Origin of the sequence: Mesorhizobium sp. M0243, from assembly GCF_040321775.1 — a bacterium.
Taxonomy (GTDB): Bacteria; Pseudomonadota; Alphaproteobacteria; order Rhizobiales; family Rhizobiaceae; genus Mesorhizobium.
This window is the reverse complement of sequence record NZ_JAMYSF010000023.1, coordinates 61248-84334: the sequence shown is the minus strand read 5'-3', so window position 1 is coordinate 84334 and position 23087 is coordinate 61248. Positions and strand designations below refer to the sequence as shown.

The 23087-nt window shown below is 61.2% G+C and carries 19 protein-coding genes; 6 read left to right on the top strand and 13 right to left on the bottom strand.

Going from position 1 to position 23087, the window contains the following annotated elements; translation table 11 throughout:
• The first annotated feature begins 7 nt into the window (after positions 1-7).
• Together NKJ11_RS25295 and NKJ11_RS25290 are read left to right on the top strand one after the other, a co-directional pair.
• Positions 8-1270, top strand: a complete 1263-nt coding sequence (locus NKJ11_RS25295) for a polysaccharide biosynthesis/export family protein (protein ID WP_023808954.1) — start codon at positions 8-10, stop codon at positions 1268-1270.
• Between the two features lie 63 nt (positions 1271-1333).
• Positions 1334-2077 carry a N5-glutamine methyltransferase family protein gene (locus NKJ11_RS25290; protein ID WP_050592622.1) on the top strand — a complete coding sequence of 248 codons (744 nt, stop codon included), beginning with the start codon at positions 1334-1336 and terminating at the stop codon, positions 2075-2077.
• Between the two features lie 60 nt (positions 2078-2137).
• Here the strand turns inward: NKJ11_RS25290 and NKJ11_RS25285 are convergent, their stop codons facing one another.
• From NKJ11_RS25285 to NKJ11_RS25240, 10 genes are all read right to left on the bottom strand, one after another.
• Positions 2138-2404 (bottom strand): acyl carrier protein, encoded by a 267-nt coding sequence (locus NKJ11_RS25285; RefSeq protein WP_013533122.1) that lies wholly within the window; start codon positions 2402-2404, stop codon positions 2138-2140.
• A gap of 39 nt (positions 2405-2443) precedes the next feature.
• Positions 2444-3997, bottom strand: a complete 1554-nt coding sequence (locus NKJ11_RS25280) for a class I adenylate-forming enzyme family protein (protein WP_031212342.1) — start codon at positions 3995-3997, stop codon at positions 2444-2446.
• Entirely contained in the window at positions 3994-6015 is a 2022-nt protein-coding gene (gene asnB / locus NKJ11_RS25275) for an asparagine synthase (glutamine-hydrolyzing) (RefSeq protein ID WP_023808957.1), read from the bottom strand. Before asnB ends, NKJ11_RS25280 begins: the two co-directional genes overlap by 4 nt.
• 3 nt (positions 6016-6018) lie before the next feature.
• Positions 6019-7002, bottom strand: a complete 984-nt coding sequence (nadE, locus tag NKJ11_RS25270) for an NAD(+) synthase (RefSeq protein ID WP_032908690.1) — start codon at positions 7000-7002, stop codon at positions 6019-6021.
• On the bottom strand, positions 6999-9734 hold the full coding sequence (locus tag NKJ11_RS25265; RefSeq protein ID WP_023808959.1) for a non-ribosomal peptide synthetase: 2736 nt from the start codon (positions 9732-9734) through the stop codon (positions 6999-7001). Before NKJ11_RS25265 ends, nadE begins: the two co-directional genes overlap by 4 nt.
• 1313 nt (positions 9735-11047) lie before the next feature.
• Positions 11048-11641, bottom strand: a complete 594-nt coding sequence (locus NKJ11_RS25260) for a DJ-1/PfpI family protein (protein WP_013533129.1) — start codon at positions 11639-11641, stop codon at positions 11048-11050.
• Between the two features lie 72 nt (positions 11642-11713).
• Positions 11714-12664: a substrate-binding domain-containing protein gene (locus NKJ11_RS25255; protein WP_352794554.1), complete on the bottom strand. Its 951-nt coding sequence runs from the start codon at positions 12662-12664 to the stop codon at positions 11714-11716.
• A 54-nt stretch (positions 12665-12718) separates the two neighbouring features.
• The gene (locus NKJ11_RS25250; RefSeq protein ID WP_352440793.1) at positions 12719-13708 is read right to left on the bottom strand and encodes an ABC transporter permease; all 990 of its coding nucleotides are present in this window, start codon (positions 13706-13708) and stop codon (positions 12719-12721) included.
• A complete protein-coding gene (locus NKJ11_RS25245; protein WP_352440669.1) occupies positions 13705-15297 on the bottom strand; it encodes a sugar ABC transporter ATP-binding protein in 1593 nt (530 codons plus the stop codon). The genes NKJ11_RS25250 and NKJ11_RS25245 overlap by 4 nt, the downstream gene beginning before the upstream one ends.
• Positions 15298-15308: 11 nt before the next feature.
• Positions 15309-16010 (bottom strand): GntR family transcriptional regulator, encoded by a 702-nt coding sequence (locus NKJ11_RS25240; RefSeq protein ID WP_352774870.1) that lies wholly within the window; start codon positions 16008-16010, stop codon positions 15309-15311.
• A gap of 177 nt (positions 16011-16187) precedes the next feature.
• Between NKJ11_RS25240 and NKJ11_RS25235 the strand changes: the two genes are divergently transcribed.
• The 3 genes from NKJ11_RS25235 to NKJ11_RS25225 are packed head-to-tail and all read left to right on the top strand — an operon-like array spanning position 16188 to position 19747.
• The gene (locus tag NKJ11_RS25235; RefSeq protein WP_352774872.1) at positions 16188-17414 is read left to right on the top strand and encodes an iron-containing alcohol dehydrogenase; all 1227 of its coding nucleotides are present in this window, start codon (positions 16188-16190) and stop codon (positions 17412-17414) included.
• Positions 17415-17430: 16 nt separating this feature from the next.
• Positions 17431-18912 carry an NAD-dependent succinate-semialdehyde dehydrogenase gene (locus NKJ11_RS25230; RefSeq protein WP_352794553.1) on the top strand — a complete coding sequence of 494 codons (1482 nt, stop codon included), beginning with the start codon at positions 17431-17433 and terminating at the stop codon, positions 18910-18912.
• A 10-nt stretch (positions 18913-18922) separates the two neighbouring features.
• Positions 18923-19747, top strand: a complete 825-nt coding sequence (locus tag NKJ11_RS25225) for an alpha/beta hydrolase (protein WP_352774909.1) — start codon at positions 18923-18925, stop codon at positions 19745-19747.
• A 205-nt stretch (positions 19748-19952) separates the two neighbouring features.
• Here NKJ11_RS25225 and NKJ11_RS25220 read toward each other — a convergent pair whose 3' ends face one another.
• Positions 19953-21449, bottom strand: coding sequence for an aldehyde dehydrogenase family protein (locus tag NKJ11_RS25220; RefSeq protein ID WP_352794551.1), 1497 nt, complete (start codon positions 21447-21449; stop codon positions 19953-19955).
• Between the two features lie 50 nt (positions 21450-21499).
• Entirely contained in the window at positions 21500-21754 is a 255-nt protein-coding gene (locus tag NKJ11_RS25215) for a hypothetical protein (protein ID WP_352610114.1), read from the bottom strand.
• Between NKJ11_RS25215 and NKJ11_RS25210 the strand changes: the two genes are divergently transcribed.
• Positions 21650-22063, top strand: a complete 414-nt coding sequence (locus NKJ11_RS25210; protein WP_352610109.1) for a Rossmann-fold NAD(P)-binding domain-containing protein — start codon at positions 21650-21652, stop codon at positions 22061-22063. The two genes, NKJ11_RS25215 and NKJ11_RS25210, sit on opposite strands and share 105 nt — an antisense overlap.
• A 10-nt stretch (positions 22064-22073) precedes the next feature.
• Here the strand turns inward: NKJ11_RS25210 and NKJ11_RS25205 are convergent, their stop codons facing one another.
• Positions 22074-22979 (bottom strand): LysR family transcriptional regulator, encoded by a 906-nt coding sequence (locus tag NKJ11_RS25205; protein ID WP_127294331.1) that lies wholly within the window; start codon positions 22977-22979, stop codon positions 22074-22076.
• Positions 22980-23087 lie beyond the last annotated feature (108 nt).

Below are 23087 nucleotides of genomic sequence, written 5' to 3'. Positions count from 1 at the left end.
GCCATCAATGGCCTTCGTTAGCCGAATTTTCTTTGCAGCGCTTGCCGGCTGCCTGGCCCTGGATATCGCAGCCGCGGCTGAAGCGCCGGTGGCCTACAAGCTTTCCCCCGGCGACACGGTAGAGATAGGAATTGCCTCCATAGCGGAACGAACGCAACGCGCGATTGTCCAGATGGATGGCTCGATCGCGCTGCCCGAGTTCGGGATGATCCCAGTTGGCGGGTTGACGCCGGCTGAATTGCAGACGCGCATGGAAGCGGTGCTGCCAACCAAGATCGTCCACCAGCGTCTGCCTGATGGACGGGAGCAAATGATCGTCATCAAGCCGAGCGACGTCACGGCCGTGATCGCGGAGTACCGGCCGATCTACGTGACTGGCGATGTGCTGACGCCAGGGCAGCAGGCTTACCGGCCACTCATGACAGTCCGGCAGGCGATTGCGGTCGCCGGCGGTTTCAGCCTTCTGCGGTCGCGGGCAAGCCAAAGCGGACCTGATCCCGTTGATCTGCGACGCGACTACGAGTCGATCTGGGGGGATTATATCAGGGACTACTTTCATGGCGCCCGTATCCGCGCCGAACTTCAGAACCAGGCAGAATTTGACATGCAGCCGCCGCAAGGTTCGCCCCTGTCGAATGCATTGATATCGGCGGTCGCGCAGGCGGAAGCGGAGGGTCTCAGAATTTCGCTGAACAATTTTCAACAGGAGCAAAGCTATCTCGACAAGACCGCCAAGGATGCCGAGGCTGAGGTCGAGGTTCTGCTCAAGCGCGAGCAGACGGAAGCGGCCGCGGTGAAACAGGATGAGGACGATCTGGCGCGGGTCACCAAATCGTTCGAATCGGGCAACCTGACCAACAGCAGGCTCGCCGACGTCAGACGTGCCGTGCTGATGTCGTCGAGCCGGGCGCTCGAGACGTCGGTCGAACTCATGAGAACGCGACGCCAGCAGGAAGACTTCGTCAGGCAGCAGGAACGCAATGAAAATCAACGAAGGATCGGCCTTCTGAACGAGTTGAGGGACACCGACCTTCGCCTCGCCGAGACCACTGCAAGGCTCCACGCAGCCAGCCAGAAGCTTCAGCCATCAGGGGCGTCCGCTCTTCCACTGCCGGTCGCCGGCGAAACCTTCCAGGCGCGGATCACAATAACCGGCGGGGCCGGCGACGCGTCGAGAAGTCGACCGGTCGACCAGGACACTGAGGTCGCGCCTGGAGACACGATCGAGGTGAGGTTCAGCAGCGACCTGCAGAGTGCGGCGATCCAGTAGCTACGCGGACGTGAACCTAGCCGGGAACGATGAGGCTGATGCCTCGCCTCACAGCATGAAGACATGGGCGACCTGAGAAATCGAGCATGGGAAAATCAAGAAAGCGGGTTTGTCGTGATTGGTGAAATAGATGTCGCCAGCGCCTACAGCACCGGCCGCACCGACTTCATGGGACTGAAGTTGGTTGTCGCGCCCGGCGTGCTCGTCCCTCGCCCGGAGACGGAATTGCTCGGCTGCACCGCCCTCAATGTGCTGCGTGAACTTAATCGGCCGGTCCCGCGTGTCGTCGACATGTGCTGCGGGGCAGGCAATCTCGCCTGCGCCATTGGATACAAGGTCCCCACCGCGCGCGTCTGGGCGAGCGATCTCACTGACAGCTGTGTAGAAACCACGTGCCGGAACGTCGCCCATCTTGGCCTGGCCGGACGCATTTCGGTGCTGCAGGGCGACCTGTTCAATTCCTTCTCGGGTCTGGAGCTCGAAGGCACGATCGATCTGGTCGTTTGCAACCCGCCTTACATCTCCGAGAAGCGGCTCGAAAACGACCGCGCGCATTTGATGGAACTTGAACCACGTGAGGCGTTCGCTGCCGGGCCCTACGGCCTGAGCATTCACATGCGGGTGATCAAGGAGGCGCGGCGCTATCTGCGGCAAGGTGGTATGCTGCTTTTCGAGGTCGGGCTTGGCCAGGACCGGCAGGTCATGAGTTTGGTTGAACGTTCCAAAGGCTACGAGAGCATTCGCACGGTTGCGAACAATGCTGGTGAAGCCAGGGTGGTTTGTGCACGAGCCAGAACGCCAGCGTGAGCCGCGCCATGGGTTTGCGCGCTCGGTTGGGAAGACGCCCTTATTACCATCGCCCGGCGATCAGTTTTCCTTGCTCACCACGTAACGTGCAATTCCCTGGATGGAATCGAAATTCTCAGGCAGAAGTTCACTGTCCTCGACAGTGATGCCGAATGTCTCCTCGACGAAGCCGATAACTTCAAGCACTCCAGTCGAGTCTATGATGCCCTGGTCGAGCAACGACGTTTCAACCTCCAGGGCACGCGGGTCGGCCACGTAGAAATTTGACGCCAGAAAGGCGCGTATCTGATCGCTGTAGGTGTCAATTCTGTTGTTCGTGCTCAGCATTGAATTGGCCTCCGATCCAAATGATTTCCAGGTATCGCTTTATGACAGCGCTATTTTCTTGAGCTTGCCCGTGTCCGTCATCGGTAGACTGGACACAATTTGGATGGACTTCGGAATCATGAAGTTTTCCAACCGCTTCTGACATTCCATCCGCAGCTGCTTTTCGCCTATGATCGTTCCTTGCTCCATGACGACAAACGCTTTCACTGCTTGCCCCAGCAGGTCGTCGGGAACTCCGACAACCGCGGCTTCCCGTACTCCCGGGATTTCCATCAGCACGTTTTCGACTTCCCTAGGCGCCACCTTTTCTCCCCGCGATTTTATGATCTCATCGCTGCGGCCGACAAAATAGAGGTACCCTTCCTCGTCCATTCGGCAGTAGTCGCCGGTGTACAGAACCTGCTCGCCGGGCAAAGGGCCAGGCTTGAGCTTCCTCGCGGTAGCCTCCGGCTTACCCCAGTAGCCCTTCATGACCGTTGCTCCGCGGATGACCAACTGGCCGACGACATTGGGACCGACCTTTCGGTCATCCTCATCGACAATCCACATTTCGGTGTTCGGGATGGCGATCCCCACGCTCAACGGTTTTCGCGCAAGATCTTCCGGCGGAAGATAGGTGCAGCGTTTGCATTCGGTCAGGCCGTACATCGAATAGATCCGGGCATCGGCAAACAGTTCCTGGAGCAGGCGAATGTGCTTGAGCGGCAGTGCCGCAGCAGTGTTCGTGACATACCTTATGCTTGCAAAATCATTTGCCTTCAGCGTCTTGAGATCCGACAGCGCGGCAAAGATGGTCGGCACGCCGGGAAAGCCTGTAACTCTCTCCCTTTCGATGATCGCAAGTATCTGTGCGGGGAAGGCAAACGAGCGCTCGAGGACCAACCGCGCCCCGGTACGGAATGCCATTATCATCTGATAGAGGCCGTAATCGAAGGCCAGGGGCAAGACATTGAGGATCACGTCGTCTTCGCCAAGCTCGAGGTACGAGGCGATAGACGCGCAGGCTGCCATCATGTTCCTGTGTGTCAGCATCACGCCTTTGGGTTCGCCGGTCGAGCCCGACGTGTAGATGATGGCTGCGAGATCGATATCGATGCGGCGGCGGGCCGGCGCTTTGCCGTGGCCGGCAGCCGCCTCATCCCAGCGCACGGCATGCGGCAATCCCCGGAGCTCGGCGTCGTCCACCTGACCGGAGACGATGAGCCGCCGCAGCGACGGACAGTTACGCGCCGGCTCAGTAAAGATCGGCTGCAAATGTTTGTCGGTGATCAATGCCGCCGGCAGGCAATCGTTGAGCAAATACCCCAGCTTGTCGCTCTTGGTGAGCGGATTGACGACGCACACAACGGCGCTCGCCTTGAGAACCGCCCAGAAGCTGACCACGGTCTCGACGGTGTTGTCGGCGAAGATCATGACGCGGTCACCGGGGGCGACCCCGGACGTGACGAGATGATGGGCGACCGCGTTGGAACGTGTCTCAAGCTCATCATAGGCGAGCCGGTGCCCGCCGCACACCAGCGCCACCTTGTCGCCGAGCCGGCCGGCCGAATGGCTGAGGTAGTCGTGCAGCAGAGGGACGGCGCCATGCATCATACCAGCACCTCTTGCCTGTGCAGGTGATCGACATCTATCCTGAGGTCGACCGCACACCCGCTCGAAGGGCGGCTTGCGACAAACTGCTGATGGAGGAGCTGCGTCGACAGCACGCCGACCAACGCCATGTTGTCCGAGTTGGACAGATCCCCATCGCCGGTCTTGGCAGCGCATTTGTCCAGCAGGCGCGCGACCGAGTTCGGATCAAAGACATTCGCCGCGCGCAGGGCAGTCTCCGAGAGTGCTTCGCGGACATAGGCGGGTGCGCTATCGCCGATGAAGCAAAGTGCGTTGGGCGCCCGGTAGGGTTGCTTCTTGCGGGCCACGACTTCCGCGGGCACGATCGATTTCGCCACACGCTTCAGCACGTGTTTCTCATCCAGAATGCGCAGCTTGTAGTCGGCCGGTAGCGAATTCGCCAAGGCCACCAGCCTGTCGTCCAGGAACGGGAACCGCCCTTCGACGGAATGGGCCATCAGCATCCTGTCTCCCTGCGAGGAGAGCAGGTAGCCCGACATCAGCGTCCTGATCTCAAGATACTGGTCCTGCGCGAGAGGACCCCATCGTTGAAACTCTTCGGGCAGGCGGCAGAGCAGGTCCGCCACCACGTCGTGACGCGCCGTTTCGGCGTGCATGTCGGCCGAGAACAGCCGTTTGATGGCGCTGGTGGTGCGCCAGCGGGTATCATGCGCGAAGCCGGGCGCGCCAAATGCATGGATACCATGTCCAAAGAACTGGCGCGCCATCGCCTGCTGCTTGACCGGCGAGCGGCTCAGATAAGGGTAGAGGCGTTCCAGCAGTCGCGCGCGTCGGGCAGAGGCGGGCTGCCGCCCCCAGAAGCGGCGGACCTTGCCTTCCCGGAACAGGTCGTAGCCGGCGAACATCTCGTCGGCCCCTTCGCCGGTCAGCACGACCTTGATGCCATGTTCGCGCACCAGCCTCGAGAGAAGGAACAACGGCGCCGGCGCCGTCCTGAGAATCGGACGCTCGGCGTGACGGATCACATCTGGGAAGATGTCGGCGATGTCACTGCGCGAAACCATCACCTCGTGGTGCTCGCCGCCGCTCGCACTTGCAACCAGCCGCTGGTAACGGGTTTCATCATATTCGGCGTCAGCAAAACGCAACGAGAAAGTCTGGAACGGCGCGCCGGCGAAGCGCCTCCCGAGCATGGCGACAAGTGAGCTGTCGAGCCCGCCGGAAAGGTAGCAGCCGACCGGCACATCCGCCTTCACCATCCTAAGCGCCGTCGCGGCCTGCAAGGCGCCGCGCACTTCGTCCACCGCATCCTCCAGCGAGCCCCTGAAGGTGCCATGGGACAGGTCCTCGCTCTCGGGATAGCAAGGTTTCCAGAAAGCCTGCTCACGAACGCTGCCATTGTCGTAGATGCGGACATGGCCGGGGGTAAGTTCCTGTACTCCCTGAAATACGCCTTGCGGCGGTACGACGGTCCACAGCGTGAAAGTCTGGTCGACCCCCGCCGGATCGAAGGCCCGCGGTATCGCCGGGTCGGCTGCGAAGATGGCCTTAACTTCGCTGGCGAAATGCAGGCGGCCAGCGTGTTCGCACAAATGCAGCGGGCAGATGCCGAACCGGTCGCGCGACAGGACGAGGCGGCCTGTCAGCGAGTCCCAGATGGCGAGTGCCCACTGCCCGTTCAGCCGCTCGAACGCGCCCACGCCCCAGGCGCGGTAGGCATGCACGACGACCTCCGTATCGCTGCGGGTGCGGAAACGATGTCCCAGGGCTATGAGTTGGTCACGCAACTCGACGTAGTTGAAGATCTCGCCGTTGAACACGATCCAGGTGGTATTGCCTGTGTCGGCGAGAGGCTGCTGTCCGGTCGAGAGATCGATGACCGACAGGCGGGTATGCGCCAGCCCCGCTCGCTTGTCGCGGTAAAGGCCGCTTTCGTCCGGACCTCGATGGGAGAGCGCGGCTGCCATTCTCAGAAGCGCGGCTCGTGACGGAGGCTCCGCAGCCGCTTTCAGCGCCACAATTCCGGCGATGCCGCACATGGGTCAATCCCTGTCCATCGCAGCGGACAGCTGCGGCCGTGCGTGAAGGTAGCGTGCGGCGCGGCGTTTGCTGACGATATCCTTATAGACCTTCTCGACCTGCTCGGCCGTGAGGCCGGCGGCGGCGGCGACCGCGCCGGCCGAAATTCCGTGATTCATGCCGTAGAGGCACAAATCCATTAACTGATAGGGCAAGGCGAAGTAGAACTCCTCCTGGGTTTGCGCCATGGAAAACGTGTCCGTGGTCGGCGGCCTTGTTCGGACCTCCGTGTCAATCCCGAGATATTCCGCCAGCTGGTAAACCTGGGTCTTGTAGAGATGGACGATAGGCATCACATCGGCGACGCCGTCGCCCTGCTTGACGAAGAAGCCCTGGTCGTATTCGAGCCGGTTTGGCGTGCCTGCCACTGCATAGTTGAGGCGGTCCGCATGATAATATTCGGTCATCTTGCGAACCCGCTGCTTGTAGTTGGTAGCAGCGACGATCTGCAGGTAAGCCGCCGGCGACAGACGCACGGTGTCGATCTTTCCGTCCGGATCCTCGACCGTAAGGCGCGTGATATTGAGGCCGCTGCTCTCCAGCACCGATGCCATGACCAGCTTGCATTTCCAGCCTTCGCCATATCCAGGGACGGCAGTTCGGATGGCCTCGATCTGTCGGGCGTAGGCGCCAATGCCTTCGAGCGCCGGCTCGATATCTTCAAGGATGGTGTCGATGCCAAGCTGCCCAGCGACGCTGCGGCCAAGCCTCAACGAGTCGCCTGACGAATCGCGCTCCGGCATGAACAGGCCCAGTACCTTGTACTTTCCGAACGCCCGTGCGCACACCGTTGCGACGACCGAACTGTCGATGCCTCCGGAGAGCCCGACGACCACTCCGCGACGCCGTTGTGTGCCGAGAACCTGTTCGCGCAAAGTCTCGACGATGCGATCGATCTCCAGCCGGGCATCGAGCGCCAGCACATCGCTGCTGAATTCGCCGATCAGGTCGATGACACTGCCTCCTGTTTGCGTGACTCGATTGAAGAGTAGGTCTCGGTCACAGCGTTTTCGATGAGTGGGCGATTGACGGTCAGATGAGGCTCCACGACCATGTCGATGTGGGTGCCGGCGATCGGAATGACGTCCAGATGGACGAATGCCCGATCCCACCCGAGTGCAAGGGGCATTCCGGGCCGCGCGCAACGGAACAAGGTGCCGGTGATCGGCAGTATCGGCCTAGGTTCTGTCAGCCATTGGAAGAAGGCCCGCGCCCGCAGAACCTCCTGCAGTTCCAGTTTGGTTCTGAAGCTCGTCGGATTGAACTGACCCTCGGCATAGCGGTCGAGGAAGCCGGCAAGCCGGGATTCGCAGTGCATTTTGACCGCGACCTTGGCAAGCGCGCGACACGCCACCCGACTAGCCGATATACGATTGGTTCGGATCCGGTGAAATGTCCGGGTAATGGTCTCCCAACGCTTGCTGCGCTCGCCAACCAGGCTGGTATCCAGAATGCCCGTGAACGCTACCGCTCGCCCTTGATCAAGCAGACGCGCGGCAACCTCAAAAGCGACCGCTCCTCCGAGCGAGTGGCCAAGCAGGCGAACACAGCCGGTCGGCTGCACGCGGTTGATATGATCAATTGCAGCTTCGACCATTGCGGCGACAGTGTTCTGACCTTGCAGGATCATGCCCAGGGCCGGATATCTGATGGGAGACACCCTGGCGACCTTGCTTATTGCTGATGCGAACGAAGCAAGGCTCGGACCATAGCCGACCGACCCGGGGAAAAGGAAAAGCAGCGGAGGCTCGTGTTTCCAGGCGGGCGCGTGCTCTCCGCCTCCTTGAGCGGAAATGACCGCTGCAACCATCTCATCGAAGCTCATTCCAACCGTGAAGGCTTCCAATCCGAGCTCTTGCCCGATCGCGCTTTCGATTTCCATCACGCAATGCAGCAGCTTCAGCGAATCTCCCCCCGCTTCATCCCAGCACCCCAGTGCGACCCGCGTTTTAAGGACCTTGGTCCAGGCACGCCGTACGATCTGATGAGCAGGAACTTCATTTCCCGCATGGGCGATTTGCGGTGGGGGCGTTGTTTCCCGCACCGAAAGGTCGATTGCAGCCAGCATTGCCATATCGATCTTTCCGCTGGCCAGCCGCGGTATCTCGGCGCTTGCATGGAGCCGCAGCGGGCAAAGCGCCGGCGGCAATTTTGTCCTGGCAAATTGGCGCAGCTCGTCGCAAAAACTGACTCCCGCCCTGCCGTGCGGTACGGCGAACGCAACCAGTTCATTCGCCGGGGTGACGATAACCACGGCATCCTTCACCGACGGCGCGCCACGCAGAACCCGTTCGAGTTCGGCCGGCTCAACGCGCCGCCCATTGACCTTTATCTGGCGCCCTTTGCGACCGATGATCCGCAACAGGCCATCACTCCCAATTTGCACAAGATCGCCCGTTGCAAAGATACGAAGCGTCTGGTCGGCGGGATCTATTTCAAACGGAACAACTGCCCCGTTTTCCCAATATCCGAGTGCGACATACGGGCTTCTGATCAACAGTTCTCCGATCTTGCCGGGCTGAACCGGGTAACCCTCTTCATCGACAATTGCGAAGCTGATTCCCGGAAGCAGCCAACCGACGGGAGCTGAGGAATCGAATTCCGGCCAATCGTGCGGCAAGAACCACTGCGATCCAGTCGTTTCCGTCGATGAATAGCCGATCTGCACCAGGCAAGTTGGCGGGACAGCCTTGCGCACCAGGCGGATGTCGGCCGAGGACACCTTCTCGCCTCCAATTCGGGCAACCCTGAGTGAACCAAAGGCGTCCGCGGGCTCATCCGCCAGGAGAGCGCGAAGCAATGCCGGCACCAGATACGTGATCGTCACGCCTTCCGATTGCATGCGGCCGCGAACCGAGCGCAGGCCGACGGCTTCGACCTCCACAAGCTGCAACGTAGCACCCGTAAGAAGAGCAGCAAGGATTTCCCGGCAACCGGCGATGGTTGCCGGGCCGGTCAGGGGCAGGAAAACATCCTGCGCATTGATGTGGCAGGCGTCGACATATTGCTGCACTCGGCACAGCAAGCTCCGCTGGCTGTTGACAATCCCCTTGGGGCGGCCCGTGCTGCCGGAGGTATAAAGCACCATTGCCGGTGCATCGACAGAAACGGTACGGTGTTCAGCTGGACGAAGCGTTGCCTGCAACGATTGCGCTATCTCGATCCGGGCAACGTGCTGGGGCAGATCAAGGCCATGGATGCCTTTGTCGCCAATTATGGCGGAGAGCCTCGCGTCGGCGACGATTTCGTTGATGCGCGAGTCCGGATCTCGCACGTTAAGCGGTACTGACGGTCGACCGGATGCCATGCTGGCCAGCATCGCAACTGTGTACCAGACCGAGTTGGCCTGAAGTATTCCAACCGCATTTCCGTCGGGAACGACGGCTTCAATCCGGCTGGCCAAGGCCTCGACCGCCCGAAAAAGCTCGGAATAGGTCAGTCGGTTGGTGCCGTCGCTGGCGGCTAATTTTTCGGAATAATGCCCGGCGATTTCCCTCAGGTGATCAAAGACCGGAATGTCGACGAAGCCAGTTCCCATCCGTTGATGCAGACGTAGAACGGGCCCGCCCTCGTCAAGAGCATGATCGGGAACTTTTGACCATCGACAAGAGACCACCGGTTGGTAGTCAGTCTGCACCGTTCGAATCGCCCTCGAAGATTCTAAATGCGCCAGAGACATAAGGGCCCCACGCTAGGATTGTTGCCGCTTATCGCCCCGCGGCATGATCTTTTCATCAATCATTCGGATGATGCGCCAGGCGGTCTTGATCGCTTGAATCGTTCGAAGTTGAGCATGCAAGCCTGCGCCCGCCCGGGCTGTGGGACTACCTTACCGAGGTGTCGGGCTGTGCGCTGCTGTCCGCTTCGCCGGCGCCTGAAACGAAGCAATATGCGAATACTTCTCCTCCAAGCTCATCCGTGACACGAACCCAGTTGTTTTCCCATGTCCGCAGGGTAACCTGGCGTCCTGTTGATATAGTCGCCGCCGTGAACGGGCTGGACGCATTGACATTACTCGCCGCAACTACGTCGTCCCCTTCCATTTGCTCTACCAGGTATGTTTGCATCACTGCTCCTGACTGCAGGGCATGGCCGGCTCAATTGCGTGTAGCTGGAGGCATGAACTCCCAACCGCAAGGAACGGATTTCGTTCCATGCAACAGGCAGCACTACCGCCGGCAGTCAGCGTTCAGACTGCCCTGGCAGGACCATGGCCTAGCCGCTGAATGACTTGGCCAGGACTGAGCTATGCTTTGGCGGAGATGGACCCTCGCGTTGCGAAGCCGCATACTTCTGGAATAGTGCAATCTTGTCGGGATAAGTGATCCGGATTTCGCTGTGACACCCCTCGCAGCGATATTTGGATGCAACCTGAAACCAGCGCCCGGGTTTCAGCAAAGCCAATCCGCAACGCGGGCATTTGAATGTCATTTCAAGAGGGCATAGATTCTGACACAGCGGCATTTCGCAGATTCCATAAGAGATAGCTAATGTTAGGCAACGGCAGCCGGCCGGAATCGTTCCTAGACGCCGTTCTTTTCGTTAGGCCGATGACCAACCCGGACGCCAGAGACTATTGGTTATCCGCGATGCCATATTCACTGACGCAGGCCTGAACTCAGGCGCATCCCGCTTTCATAGTGACGTCGAGCCTGAGCGCCGATCGAACGGTTGTCAGAAGGTTTTATGAGAACTTGTTCACCGGGCCTCGGCACCGAGCGTGATGGCCTCGGGGCGACGACGGGCCGCACGGTCGACGACACGACCTCTAATCCGGACGCTGAAACAACGCCGCGCGCCAGCATGTCGAACAGCACTACCGCGATCAGTGAAACAAGAAGGACGAAAGCAGCGCAACCAGGCGGCGACCCTTGAGCATCTCGCCTATATCGTTGTGCTCGGGAGCCGCGATCCCGATCGAACTTATGGATATGGATGCGCTGTTGAAAGCAACCGACGCATCCCTTGGCGAAATGCGTCGGTTCCAGAAGCTTATGCGTGGCGGATTTCCGTTCCCAGCACCTTCAGACATTCGCGGATGAACGCAGCAAGCGCCGTCCAGCCTTTGGCAGAAACCATTGTCCCGTCCACATAGGCCTCGGTCGGCGACAGGTCGATATAGGTGCCACCCGCCAGTGTCACCTCAGGCTCGCAGGCGCCGAGTGCTGCGACCTTCTTGCCACGCACCACGCCGTCAACAGCGATCAGGATCTGCACACCGTGGCAGATGGTGAAGATCGGCTTCTTGGCCTCGTGGAAATGGCGCACGATGGCCTGCACGCGCTTGTCGGTGCGGATGTATTCCGGGCCGCGGCCGCCCGCGCAGTAGACGGCATGATATTGATCGAGCTGCCTCTCGGCTTCCGAGAAAGTCTTGTTGATCAGCGCATAGTGGCCGAGCTTTTCGGTGTAGGTCTGGTCGCCCTCGAAGTCGTGCAGCGAGGTCTTGATCAGATCTCCGGCGTTCTTGTCTGGGCACACCACGTGGATGGTGTGACCGACGGCTTCCATGGCTTGCTGATAGACAAAGATTTCGTATTCTTCGGTGAACTCACCGGTCAGCATCAGTATCTTCTTGCCTGGCATGGCTCTTCCTCTCAGTGTTTGAGCTAGGCAGTGCGCGGACCGCGCCCTGCCTTTCGGTGAAATCGGATAGGGTTAGAATGGCGAGTCGGGGAAATAGTATTCCTTGGCGTTGGCTTGGGTGATCAACGGCGCGTCGAGCTTGACGGTGCCACGGACGGGTGCCTGGCCGATCAGGTTGGCGACGGTCATGTAGATCGCGGTCTTGATCATCGACGGCGGATATGGCGTCTCGACCGGCGTCATGGCGTCGCCGTCGATCACCTTCTTGACGATGTCCTTCATGCCGTTGCCACCGAGCGCCAGCTTGATATCGGTCCGGCCCGATTGCTTGACCGCTTCGAGCACGCCAAGCAGCATGTCGTCGTCATTGGCCCAGACCGCATCGATATGCGGGTACTTGGCCAGATAGTCCTGCATCAGCTTGAAGGCCTCGTCGCTGTTCCAATGCGCGTACTGGATGTCGAGGACTTTCAGGTTCGTACCCTTGATCGTGTCCTGGAAGCCCTTGATGCGCTCGTCGTCGATGACGGTCGGAATGCCGCGCAGCACAACGACGTCGCCCTTGCCGCCGAGCTTGTCGATCATGAACTTGGCTGTGTTGGTGCCAACCGCGATATTGTCGCCCGCGAGGTAAAGATCCTGGACGGAGGCGTCAGTCAGACCGCGATCGACGACGGTAATGAACGTGCCCATGTCCTTGATAGCCTTGACCGGCTGAGTCAGCTCTTCCGAGCTGTAAGGCAGGATCACCAAAGCATCCAGCTTGCGGCTGGCCGACAGGTCCTCAAGCGCGCTGACCTGCTCCGCCGTGGACGGCGACGTCTTCACGACCACTTCGACGTTCGGGAACGCGGCGTTGATTTCCTTGGCCGCCGCCTGTGCGTGATAGACGATGCCCGCCGTCCAACCGTGGTCGGCTGCCGGTATCGACACCGCGATGACCTTCTTGTCTTGCGCCATGGCCTGACCGGCCAGCAGCAGCGCGCCAAGTGTCGCCGCCGCAATCCATTTTCTACTGAACATTGTCTTCTCCCTTGGACCTATAAGAACGTTGATCCGCGTGGTCCGGACGCGGCGCTATTTCGAATTCGAAAACCGCTGGATGAGCATGGCGATGATGATGATGACGCCCTGAACAGCGGCAACGAGGTATTCCGAGACGAAGTCCGACAGCACCATGAGGTTGGCGATGAGCTCCAGGATGACGGCGCCGGCGACTGTTCCCCACACATGGCCCTTGCCGCCGCGCAGCGCGGTGCCGCCGATCACCACGGCTGTGATGACCTGCAGTTCCCAAAGCTGTCCGGTCGTCGGCGTTGCAGCGCCCAGGCGCGGCACGTAGCAGATCGCGGCAATGGCCACGCAGGCACCCTGGACGATATAGGCCACGGTCCGTGTCCTGATCACCGAGATGCCGGAATAACGGGCGACATCCTCATTGGCGCCGACCGCCGCGCATTTGCGGCCGTATTTCATCTTGTACAGGATGAAGGATGCGGCCGCGGCGACGGCGACGGATATGAGGATAGGAACCGGGATGCCGGCAACCGTGCCGAAATAGACAGGCCGGTAGGCCTCGCGCAGCGATCGGTCGATCGGTATCGTGCCGCCGTCGGTCAGATAGGTTATCAGCGCCCGGAAAATCCCCATCGTGCCCAGCGTGGCGATAAACGGTTCGATCCTGCCGACCGTGACGATGAGGCCGTTGGCAAGCCCGCACAGCAGGCCGACCAGGATCGCCACCGCCATGCCGGCGGGAATAGCCCAGATACCGGCATGCGGGGCCACCGTGTTCATGAACATGATGGTGATGCCGGTGATGAAGGCGGCCATCGAGCCGACGGAAAGATCGAGCCCGCCGGACGAGATCACAAATGTCGCGCCGACCGCGATAATGGCGATGAAGGCGCTGCGGGTGATGACGTTGGCGAGATTGGTGGCGGACAGGAAATCGGGGTTGATGAGGTAACCCACGACCAGGAGGGCCGCCAGCGCAAGGAAGGGCCCGATGTCGGTCCAACTGACATTGAGATCCAGGGGGCGACGCCTGGGTGCGGATTCGGTCATGACAGCCATTCTGTGCCTCCCTTGGCTTTTAGCCCTGGCTTGGGGCCACTGGTCGCCAGTACCGCCACGTTGCTTTCGGTCATTTCGGCGCCGCTGACCTCGCCGGTGATGCGGCCTTCGCGCATCACCAGGATGCGGTCGCAGATGCCGATCAGTTCCTGCATCTCCGAAGAGATGACGATGCAGGCCTTGCCCTTGGCCACAAGCTCCTGGATGAAGGCATAGATCTGCGCCTTGTTGGCGATGTCGATGCCACGCGTGGGCTCGTCGATAATGACCACCGAAGGATCGGTCAGCAGCACCTTCGCCAGCAGCAGCTTCTGCTGATTGCCCCCGGAAAGCTGGCCCGCCTTGGCGCCGAGGCTCTTCAGCCTGATGTCATATGTCTCCACGGCCTGTTCCAAGGCCTCCGCTTCGCGGCGCCGACCCATCGAGAGGCCGGGATGGAACAAACCGAGCGCCGACAGCGTCAGGTTAGGCGCCAGGCGCTCCTGCAGCAGCAGTCCCTTGCCCTTGCGATCCTCGGTCAGGTAACCGACGCCGGCGTCGATCGCCGCGCGCGGCGATTGGAAATGGATCGACTTGCCCTCAAGTTCGACCTTGGCGGCCGCCGGGCGCAGGCCGATAATGCCCTCGAAGAGTTCAGTTCGACCTGCGCCGACCATGCCGGCGAACCCGAGGATCTCGCCTTTGTGGACCGTGAACGACACGTCCTCCGCATAGCCGGGAACGGAGGCGTTCCTCACGCTCAGCATCGGTACATCCGAAGGCGCTGCGGTCCTTTCAGGATAGAGTGCGGCCAGTTCGCGACCGACCATCAACCGCGCCATATCCATCTGGCTCAGCGTCTTGCCGGGATAGGTGCCGACCATCTTGCCGTCGCGCAGAACGGTCACTTTGTCGGCGACCCGTTGCACCTCGTCCAACCGGTGGCTGATATACAGCACGGCGGTGCCGTGAGCCTTCAGTCGCAGGACGATCTCCAGAAGGCGCTCGACCTCGCCACCGGTCAGAACGGCGGTCGGCTCGTCGAAGATAACCAATTTATAGTCGTCAAGCAGAGCACGAGCGATCTGCACCATCTGCCGGTCTGCCAGCGAGACGTCTCGCACCAGTGCCCTTGGCGAGACCGCGCAGCCGATCTGCGCCAGTTTGTCGGCCGCCAGCCGGCGCATGGTGCGGTCATCCACGACAAGGCCACGCGAAAGCTCTCGCCCGAGAAACAGATTGTCGGTGACCGTGAGCCCCTCTGCGAGCAGGATCTCCTGATGGACCAAGGCGATACCGGCATCCTGTGCCTGGCTGGGCTTGGCAAATTTCACCGCGTGTCCGTTCATCGACAATGTGCCATGGCTTGGCTCGACATAGCCGGACAGCAGCCGCATCAACGTCGACTTGCCGGCACCGTTCTCGCCAATGATGGCGTGGACCTCACCGGGCAGGATGTCCAAAGTGACGTCCGACAACACCGTCACCGGGCCGTATTGCTTGGACAATTGCTGGGCGCGCAGCACCGGTTCGAGCGAACCATGCGCATTGCTGGACAACGTGCTCCCGCCCTCCCCGGCGATATTAGCGGCAATAGACATCCGTTCCGACCTCAATCGAATGCCGGGAGCAGGCGATCGCGCGAGTGCTCTATATGGATGCGCATCGCCTTTGCGGCGGCATCGGGATCGGCAGAGCCGAACGCGGCAAGAATCGCCTCATGTTCGTCAAGTGCCTCCTCGGTCACACGTGCATGAAACATCAGGCGGAAGATGTGGAAGTGCGTGTGCTGGTGGCTCAACGTCTCTCGGATGAGTTCGTTTTGAGAAAACTCCAAGATCTTGTCGTGGAAGATCGCATCCTGCCTGGCGAAGTTCGAATAGCGTACGCGATCATCCTTGCCGTCGCGGCGTGACATCACGCCGGCGGCTTCGAGCAACACATTGAACTTGGCCTCGTCCATCATTACGGCGGCCTTTGCGGCGCCATGCGGTTCGAGCAGCAGACGCATTTCGTACAATTCGTCGAAACGGCGCCGGGTGATCTGGGGTGCGGCACGATAACCGATCAAATGCGTCTTGAGGACGAGGCCTTCGCCTTCGAGCCGGCCAAGGGCTTCGCGGATCGGCGTGTGCGAGACGTTGAATTCCTTGACCAGGCTATCGACTGTAATACGTGAGCCTGGCGGGATTTTCAGCGCCATCAACTGCGCGAAGATGGCTTCATAGACATCTTCGACGAGACTGTTGGCGCGCTGGATGCGACCAGCTCCAATGGTGGCGTCGCTTGGGTCGGATAAGTTTGCGGTGTGCATATTTTGCCTCTTGACAGTCAGGACTGCTAACACGATGGTTCCGTCGATGCAATCCTATATCCTATACGATTTTAAAGCGGATATGTTTTAGGGGCGAGAGACACGTACTTAGACCTTCCGATCCCAAGCCCAGTCCAATGCCTCCGTTTCCAGTCAGCCGCAGTTAAAGGACCGATCATGACCCTCTTCGCCGCCCTGCGGTTGCCGCGTGAAATCCTGTTCGGGAAAGGGCAGCGCCATGTGCTGCCGACGGTCGCCGCCCGGTTCGGCCAACGTGCGCTGGTCTGCACCGATGAGCGTTTCGCGGGCACAACGGTATTCGTCGACATCATCAAGTCCCTTCAATCAGCCTCGATCGAAGTCCTTGTGCATGATCGCGTTCTGCCCGACGTGCCACGCGACACGGTCGGCATCTGTGTCGAGGAAGCGAAGGGGTTCAGGCCGGACATGGTGATCGGCATCGGCGGCGGCAGCTGTCTCGATTTCGCCAAATGCACCACGCTGCTTCTCAGCCATGGCGGCAAGCTCCAGGACTATTACGGCGAGTTCAAGGTGCCGGGTCCGACGCTGCCGCTGATCGCCGTACCCACCACGGCCGGCACCGGCTCCGAGGTGACGCCGGTCGCGGTGATTTCCGACCCGGACCGGACGCTCAAGGTGGGCATATCGAGCCCTCACCTTATCGCCGCAGTCGCCCTGTGCGACCCCGAACTGACAATGACCTGCCCCCCTGGCCTGACCGCGATCGCCGGCGCTGACGCTTTGACCCATGCGATCGAGGCCTTCACCGCCATACGGCGCGATGAAGACCCCAATCTGCCGCAACAGCATGTCTTCATCGGCAAGACTGCCCTGACCGACCATTTCGCGTTGCTCGCGATAAAGCTACTTGGCCGGAGCCTCGAGAAAGCCTGCAGCGATGGCACCGATGCCGACGCGCGTGCCGATGTCATGATGGGCGCTCTGGCAGCGGGCTGCGCATTCGGCACCGCCGGAACGGCGGCGGCGCATGCCGTGCAATATCCGGCAGGCGCCCTCACCCACACCGCCCATGGTTTGGGCGTGGCGACAATGATGCCTTACGTAATGACCTATAACAGCCGCGTCGCCGCTGACGAGATGGCAGAGATCGGCGCGGCACTTGGCTTGGAGACGAAGGCGAGAACCACCGCCCAGATGGCAGCCGCCACAATCGAGGAGATCAGGCGATTGTTCGCGGCGATAGGCATTACGCCAACACTGGCGGATCTAGGCCTCCCTGCCGATAAGCTTGACTGGACCGCCGAGCAAGCGCTCGGCATCGACCGCCTGATCAAGAACAATCCGCGTGCCTTCGATCTCGGCACGATGCGACGCCTCGTCCAGGCTGCCCATGACGGCGACATCGCCGCCTGTGTTATGTGAAGAACGGAACAAAGCGATGAATTTGAACGCTCAGCAGCTCGACCAGGATGGCTATGACGTGCGCGGTTTTTCGCACGGACTCTACATCGACGGTATTTGGCGACCGTCCTCCGACGGTCGGCTCATCGATGTTGTCGATCCCTCCTCCGGGGCGGTGATCGCGGCGGTTCCCGATGCGACAGTCGAGGACGCCACCGCCGCCGTCGAGGCCGCGGCCAAAGCAGCCAAACGATGGCGGGAGACGGCGCCGCGCAAACGCTCGGAAATCCTTCGGCGCTGTTTTGAGCTCATGGTCGAACGCTCCGAAACGCTTGCCATGCTGATTTCCCTGGAGAATGGCAAGGCGCTGCGCGACGCGCGCGGCGAGGTAGCCTATGCAGCCGAGTTCTTCCGTTGGAATGCTGAGGAAGCGGTCCGCATCACCGGCGAGTTCGGCACCGCGCCCTCCGGCAGCAATCGCATCGTGGTCGATTATGAGCCGATCGGAATTTGCGTGCTGATCACCCCGTGGAATTTTCCGGCCGCTATGGCGACCCGCAAGATCGCGCCGGCGCTGGCGGCAGGCTGCACTGTCGTCCTGAAGCCGGCAAGTGAAACACCGCTGACGGCCTATGCGCTGGCGGCACTCTACAGCGAAGCCGGCGTGCCTGCCGGTGTCGTCAACGTGCTGACCACGACCAGTCCCGGGCCGCTGACTTCGGCCATGCTCGCCGATCCGCGCGTCAGGAAGCTGTCCTTCACGGGGTCGACGGGCGTGGGCCGAACCTTGCTCGGCGAGGCTTCAAAGCATGTCATTTCCTGTTCGATGGAACTCGGCGGCAATGCCCCGTTTGTCGTCTTCGACGATGCCGATCTCGACGCCGCCCTCGACGGCGCGATGATCGCCAAGATGCGCAACGCCGGCGAAGCCTGCACCGCCGCCAATCGCCTCTACGTGCAATCAGGAATCCATGATGCTTTTGCCGACGGGCTCCGCAAGCGCATGGCGGCACTTAAGGTGGGGGCGGGTCCGAATGCAGACACAGAATGCGGGCCGATGATCACCAGAAAGGCTGTCGACAAGATCGACCGCCTGGTCAAGGACGCCGTGGGCCGGGGAGCCAAGGTGCTTTGCGGCGGGGCGATTTCGGAGGAAGAAGGATTCTTCTATCCGCCCACAGTGCTGTCCGATGTGCCGCCCGACGCGGAGATGGCGCACGAGGAGATTTTCGGCCCGGTGGCACCCATCACACGCTTCGACACCGAGGCCGAGGCGATCGCACATGCTAACAACACGGAATATGGCCTGGCCGCTTATATATACACACGCGATGTTGGACGCGGCATGCGGGTGGCGTCGGGGATCGAGGCCGGCATGATCGGTCTCAACCGAGGACTGATGTCGGATCCGGCCGCACCATTCGGAGGCGTCAAGCAGAGTGGCCTTGGCCGCGAAGGCGGCCAGCACCACGGCATCGCCGAGTTCATGGAGGCTAAATATATTGCCGTCACCTTCTGAACCGGCAGTCATATCAAAGGACCCTTTCCGCACGCGCGACCATGTGGCCGATTTTGACGATATCGTGGCCGACATAGTGACTCGCAGCGCCGAAACCCGGGCGAACCTGCCGATGTCGGCTGATATCGCCTATGGCGAGGGCGAGGCCGAGAGGTTGGACCTGTTCTTTCCGCCCGGCGCGCGCAGGGATCTTCCCGTGCACATCTTCATCCATGGCGGCTACTGGCGCATGTTCTCCAGGAGCGACTATTCTTATGTAGCAAACACAGTCACCAAAGCTGGGGCGATCGCGGTCATCGTCGACTATGCGCTGATGCCCGAGTTCAGGATGGCGGCAATCGTCGGCCAGGTCCGGCGTGCCAAACAATGGGTGCTGGACCATATCGTCGACCATGGCGGCGACCCTGCCCGGCTAAGCGTAAGTGGTCATTCGGCGGGTGCGCACCTGGCCACATTCCTGTTCGAAAAGACGCCAATGCCATCACGCATACGTGCGGCGCTGCTGCTAGGCGGCCTTTACGACCTCAAGCCCCTTCAGACGTCCTTCCTCCAGCCGCTAATCGGAATCACCGATGAGGAGGCAGCTGTCTTCACCCCAATGACGCGGTGGCATGACCCGGAGACGGCAGCGACCATTCTCGTCGGAGATCAGGAAACGTCACCTTTTCACCAGCAGGCCGCCGACTTCGGAAAGCGCTTGCGCGCGCAGGGGCACCTTGTCTGCGACCTCCGCCTGAATGACCGAAACCACATGAACAGCGTGCGTGATCTGGGCATCAGCGGCACACAATCTGGCGATTGCCTGATGGCGATGATCGAGGGAAACGGCCTATAGGACGGAAGCTGGGGAAAGCAGAGCCGCTTGACTGCCGGGCCAGACACTCCCGTCACTCAAGAAAGTACCGTCACGGGATCGCGGCACGCTACCGGCATCGGGCTGAGCTTTGCGGCAGGTGAAATCCGGCAGAGGACACAACCGACGATTCCTCATCCTCTTTCTCCACACTGCATGCGGGTGGTGCCGATCGACCATCGCACGCTCAGTCGGTCTGGATCCAGATCGACTTGGCCTCCAGATATTCATGCAGATGTTCGATGCCGCCCTCGCGGCCGTAGCCGGACATCTTCATGCCGCCGAATGGCACCGCCGGGTCGATGGCGTGGTACATGTTGACCCACACCGAACCGGCCTTGATGCGGCGGGCGAGCTTGTGGGCGGTGCCCAGATGGGTGGTGAAAATGCCGGCTGCCAGGCCATAGGGCGTCGCATTGGCCCGCGCCACGGCTTCGTCAAGCGTGTCGAACGGCATCGCCGAAATCACCGGACCGAAGATTTCTTCACGCGCGATGGTCATCTTGTCCGACACCGCGCCGAAGACGGTCGGCGCGATGAAATTGCCGCCGTCGTAGGGCTCGCCGGTCAGTCGCGACCCGCCCGCTATCAGTTCCGCGCCTTCGTCGCGGCCGGCCTTGATATAGCCCACCACCTTGCCGGCCTGCCTGGCATTGATGAGCGGGCCGATTTCGGTTTCCGCCTCAATGCCATGGCCGATGCGAAGCCTGCCGGCAAACTCGGCGACCCGGCGCACGAATTCGTCATGGATTTCGCGCGCCACGAACAGCCGCGATCCGGCGATGCAGATCTGGCCCGAATGCACGAACACCGCCATCGCGGCGACAGGAACCGCCTTGTCGATGTCGGCATCCCGGCAGACGATGATCGGCGATTTGCCGCCGAGTTCCAGGGAAACGCGCTTGAGGTTGATCACGCCCGCCCGCGCGATGGCCTGGCCGGTCAGCGTCGAGCCGGTGAAGACGATCTTGTTGACGTCGGGATGTTCAGCGAGCCGCGCACCGGCCTCCGCCCCGGTGCCGGTGACGACGTTGACGACGCCGTCGGGGACGCCGGCTTCCTGCATCAGCCTGGCGATCAGCAGCGGCGTCAGCGAGGCATCCTCCGAGGGCTTCAGCACGATGGTGCAGCCGGTGGCGAGCGCCGGCGCGATCTTCCAGATCGAAGCGGCGGTCGGAGCGTTCCAGGGGATGATCGCGCCGACAACGCCCACCGGCTCGCGCCTTGTGAAGCTGACGATCTCGCCGGGGATCGAATTGTCTATGGATTCGCCATGCAGCGCGGTCGCCATGCCCGCATAGAAGCGCAGCATGCCGATGACGCGCCGCCGGTTGGCGAGCGTGCGCGTGATCGGCAGCCCCATGTCGAGAGTGTCCGAAACGCTGAGCTCTTCCCAATGGGTCTCGAAGAGATCGGCGATGCGCAGAAGCACGCACTGCCGCTCATAGGGCGAGAATTTTGACCATGGCCCTTCGAAAGCCGTGCGCGCAGCGGCCACCGCCGCATCGACGTCGGCCGCCGAGCCACGCGGCACGGTGGCCAGCACTTCGCCAGTCGCTGGGTTGAACGCCTGCATCTCCTGGCCGGACTGTGCCGGAATCCACTTGCCGCCGACGAACATCGGCCGGAATTCGCCATGGTAGAGCGCCGTGGCCTTCGCCCGCGGGTCGAAATTCAGCGTCATCCCTTCCTCCTCACAATCCGTGGTGACTATGCCTCCCACGCCGGTCGACCTCAAACAAGGAAAGCTAAAAGGGCGTTCAGATAATCGGACTGTGCAATGTACCCGACTTCCCCGATGGTGGCGTCAATGGAGGAACAGATATGAGACTTGCTGGCAAGGTCGCCATCGTCGCTGGCGGCGGTTCGGGATTTGGCGAAGGCATCGTCAGGAAATTCGTCACCGAAGGTGCGCGGGCCGTGTTGATGGACCGGGATGAGGCCGCCGCGGCCCGCGTTGCTGCCGAAATCGGCGAAATGAGCGGCCAATCACTGGCGACCTCTCGACACTCGCAAGCTCGAAGCGGCGGCAGACCTGGCCCGCTCGGCCTTTGGCGGTCTCGACATACTGGTCAACAATGCCGGCGTGGCCCAGCCGCCCTGGCGCTCGAGACGATGGACGAAGAGATGTTCGACCGGATCGCCAACGGCGGCGTCTCGCCTCGCCCGAATTTGACTTGGTGCAATGCTTCAAGGGCTGGGCGATTGCCGCCACCCGGGCCATGGCCGTGGAACTCGCACCGTTCGGCATCCGCGTCGTCGCCACCATTCCAAGCCTGTGCCATAGCGCCTGCCTGACGGCAGGCGGTTAGCCGCCGCCGCCCATGGTCACGGACATGAAGGCCCGGAAGGCCGCCGCTGCCGGTTCGATTGATCTGTCACGCGACCAGGCCAGGCCGACATCCATAGTGGGGATGGGCTCGACAAGCCCGCGCACTTCGATGCGCTGCCCCTCCAAGGACCAGGGGCGGTAAACCATGTCGGACAGGACAGTGACCCCCATGCCGGCAGCCACGAGCGACCGCACGGCCTCGACCGAACTGGTGGTAAGGACGGCGCGGAGCGAAAGCCCCGCGGCATCCCAGTAACGGGCGGCCGTCGTACGTGCCTCGTCAACCGTCAGCATGACATAATCTTCCGCCGCCACATCGGTGAGGCTGATTTCCTGTCGCGCGAGCAGGTGATGATCAGCCGAAAGCCAGAGCCGGCGGTTCGACCGCATCAAGACCTCCTGCGCCAACTCCTTGGTGTGCTCCAGGTTCGACACCAGCATCACGGCCATGTCGATGTCCCCGCACATCAACCCGCTTTCGAGAGCGTCTCGGGGCAGTTCCAGCACCTCGACCTCGATCTCGGGATAGGTCTTTCGAAACCGGGCGTAGTGGCGCGACATGTAGTAGCCGACGACCGTGTAGGTCATGCCCAGCCGCAGCTTGCCCGCCAGGCCTTTCCTATCGCGCAACGGGCTTCGGACGGCGGCAGCGACGGCCCCGGTGATAACCCGCGCATGTTCAAGAAACCGCGCGCCCTCCATCGTCAATCTTACGCCAGCGTGGTTACGCTCCAAAAGCCGTACGCCCAGGTCAGCCTCAAGCGTCTTTATCGCCGCAGTGACCGCCGATTGCGAGATGTTGAGTTCCACCGCAGCATGACTGACCTGTCCGCTCTCGGCGGTCGCGATAAAATAATCAAGCTGTTTCAAGGTGATGGTCATGGTGCGCTCCGGCCCAGAACCATTATCTGTTTTTTTGATATGACAATCAATAAACTACTATTTCACAAACGCCTTCGCATGCGCAAAAAATGCTGCAACGCCGCAAAG

What these genes read in the sequence shown, in the direction of transcription:
- NKJ11_RS25255 (WP_352794554.1), bottom strand. Translation starts at nt 12,664, where the DNA reads ATGTTCAGTAGAAAATGGATTGCGGCGGCGACACTTGGCGCGCTGCTG.
- asnB (WP_023808957.1), bottom strand. Translation starts at nt 6,015, where the DNA reads ATGTGCGGCATCGCCGGAATTGTGGCGCTGAAAGCGGCTGCGGAGCCT.
- NKJ11_RS25205 (WP_127294331.1), bottom strand. Translation starts at nt 22,979, where the DNA reads ATGACCATCACCTTGAAACAGCTTGATTATTTTATCGCGACCGCCGAG.
- NKJ11_RS25290 (WP_050592622.1), top strand. Translation starts at nt 1,334, where the DNA reads ATGGGCGACCTGAGAAATCGAGCATGGGAAAATCAAGAAAGCGGGTTT.
- NKJ11_RS25280 (WP_031212342.1), bottom strand. Translation starts at nt 3,997, where the DNA reads ATGATGCATGGCGCCGTCCCTCTGCTGCACGACTACCTCAGCCATTCG.
- NKJ11_RS25230 (WP_352794553.1), top strand. Translation starts at nt 17,431, where the DNA reads ATGAATTTGAACGCTCAGCAGCTCGACCAGGATGGCTATGACGTGCGC.
- NKJ11_RS25260 (WP_013533129.1), bottom strand. Translation starts at nt 11,641, where the DNA reads ATGCCAGGCAAGAAGATACTGATGCTGACCGGTGAGTTCACCGAAGAA.
- NKJ11_RS25245 (WP_352440669.1), bottom strand. Translation starts at nt 15,297, where the DNA reads ATGTCTATTGCCGCTAATATCGCCGGGGAGGGCGGGAGCACGTTGTCC.
- NKJ11_RS25285 (WP_013533122.1), bottom strand. Translation starts at nt 2,404, where the DNA reads ATGCTGAGCACGAACAACAGAATTGACACCTACAGCGATCAGATACGC.
- NKJ11_RS25235 (WP_352774872.1), top strand. Translation starts at nt 16,188, where the DNA reads ATGACCCTCTTCGCCGCCCTGCGGTTGCCGCGTGAAATCCTGTTCGGG.
- NKJ11_RS25295 (WP_023808954.1), top strand. Translation starts at nt 8, where the DNA reads ATGGCCTTCGTTAGCCGAATTTTCTTTGCAGCGCTTGCCGGCTGCCTG.
- NKJ11_RS25250 (WP_352440793.1), bottom strand. Translation starts at nt 13,708, where the DNA reads ATGACCGAATCCGCACCCAGGCGTCGCCCCCTGGATCTCAATGTCAGT.
- NKJ11_RS25265 (WP_023808959.1), bottom strand. Translation starts at nt 9,734, where the DNA reads ATGTCTCTGGCGCATTTAGAATCTTCGAGGGCGATTCGAACGGTGCAG.
- NKJ11_RS25240 (WP_352774870.1), bottom strand. Translation starts at nt 16,010, where the DNA reads ATGCACACCGCAAACTTATCCGACCCAAGCGACGCCACCATTGGAGCT.
- NKJ11_RS25220 (WP_352794551.1), bottom strand. Translation starts at nt 21,449, where the DNA reads ATGACGCTGAATTTCGACCCGCGGGCGAAGGCCACGGCGCTCTACCAT.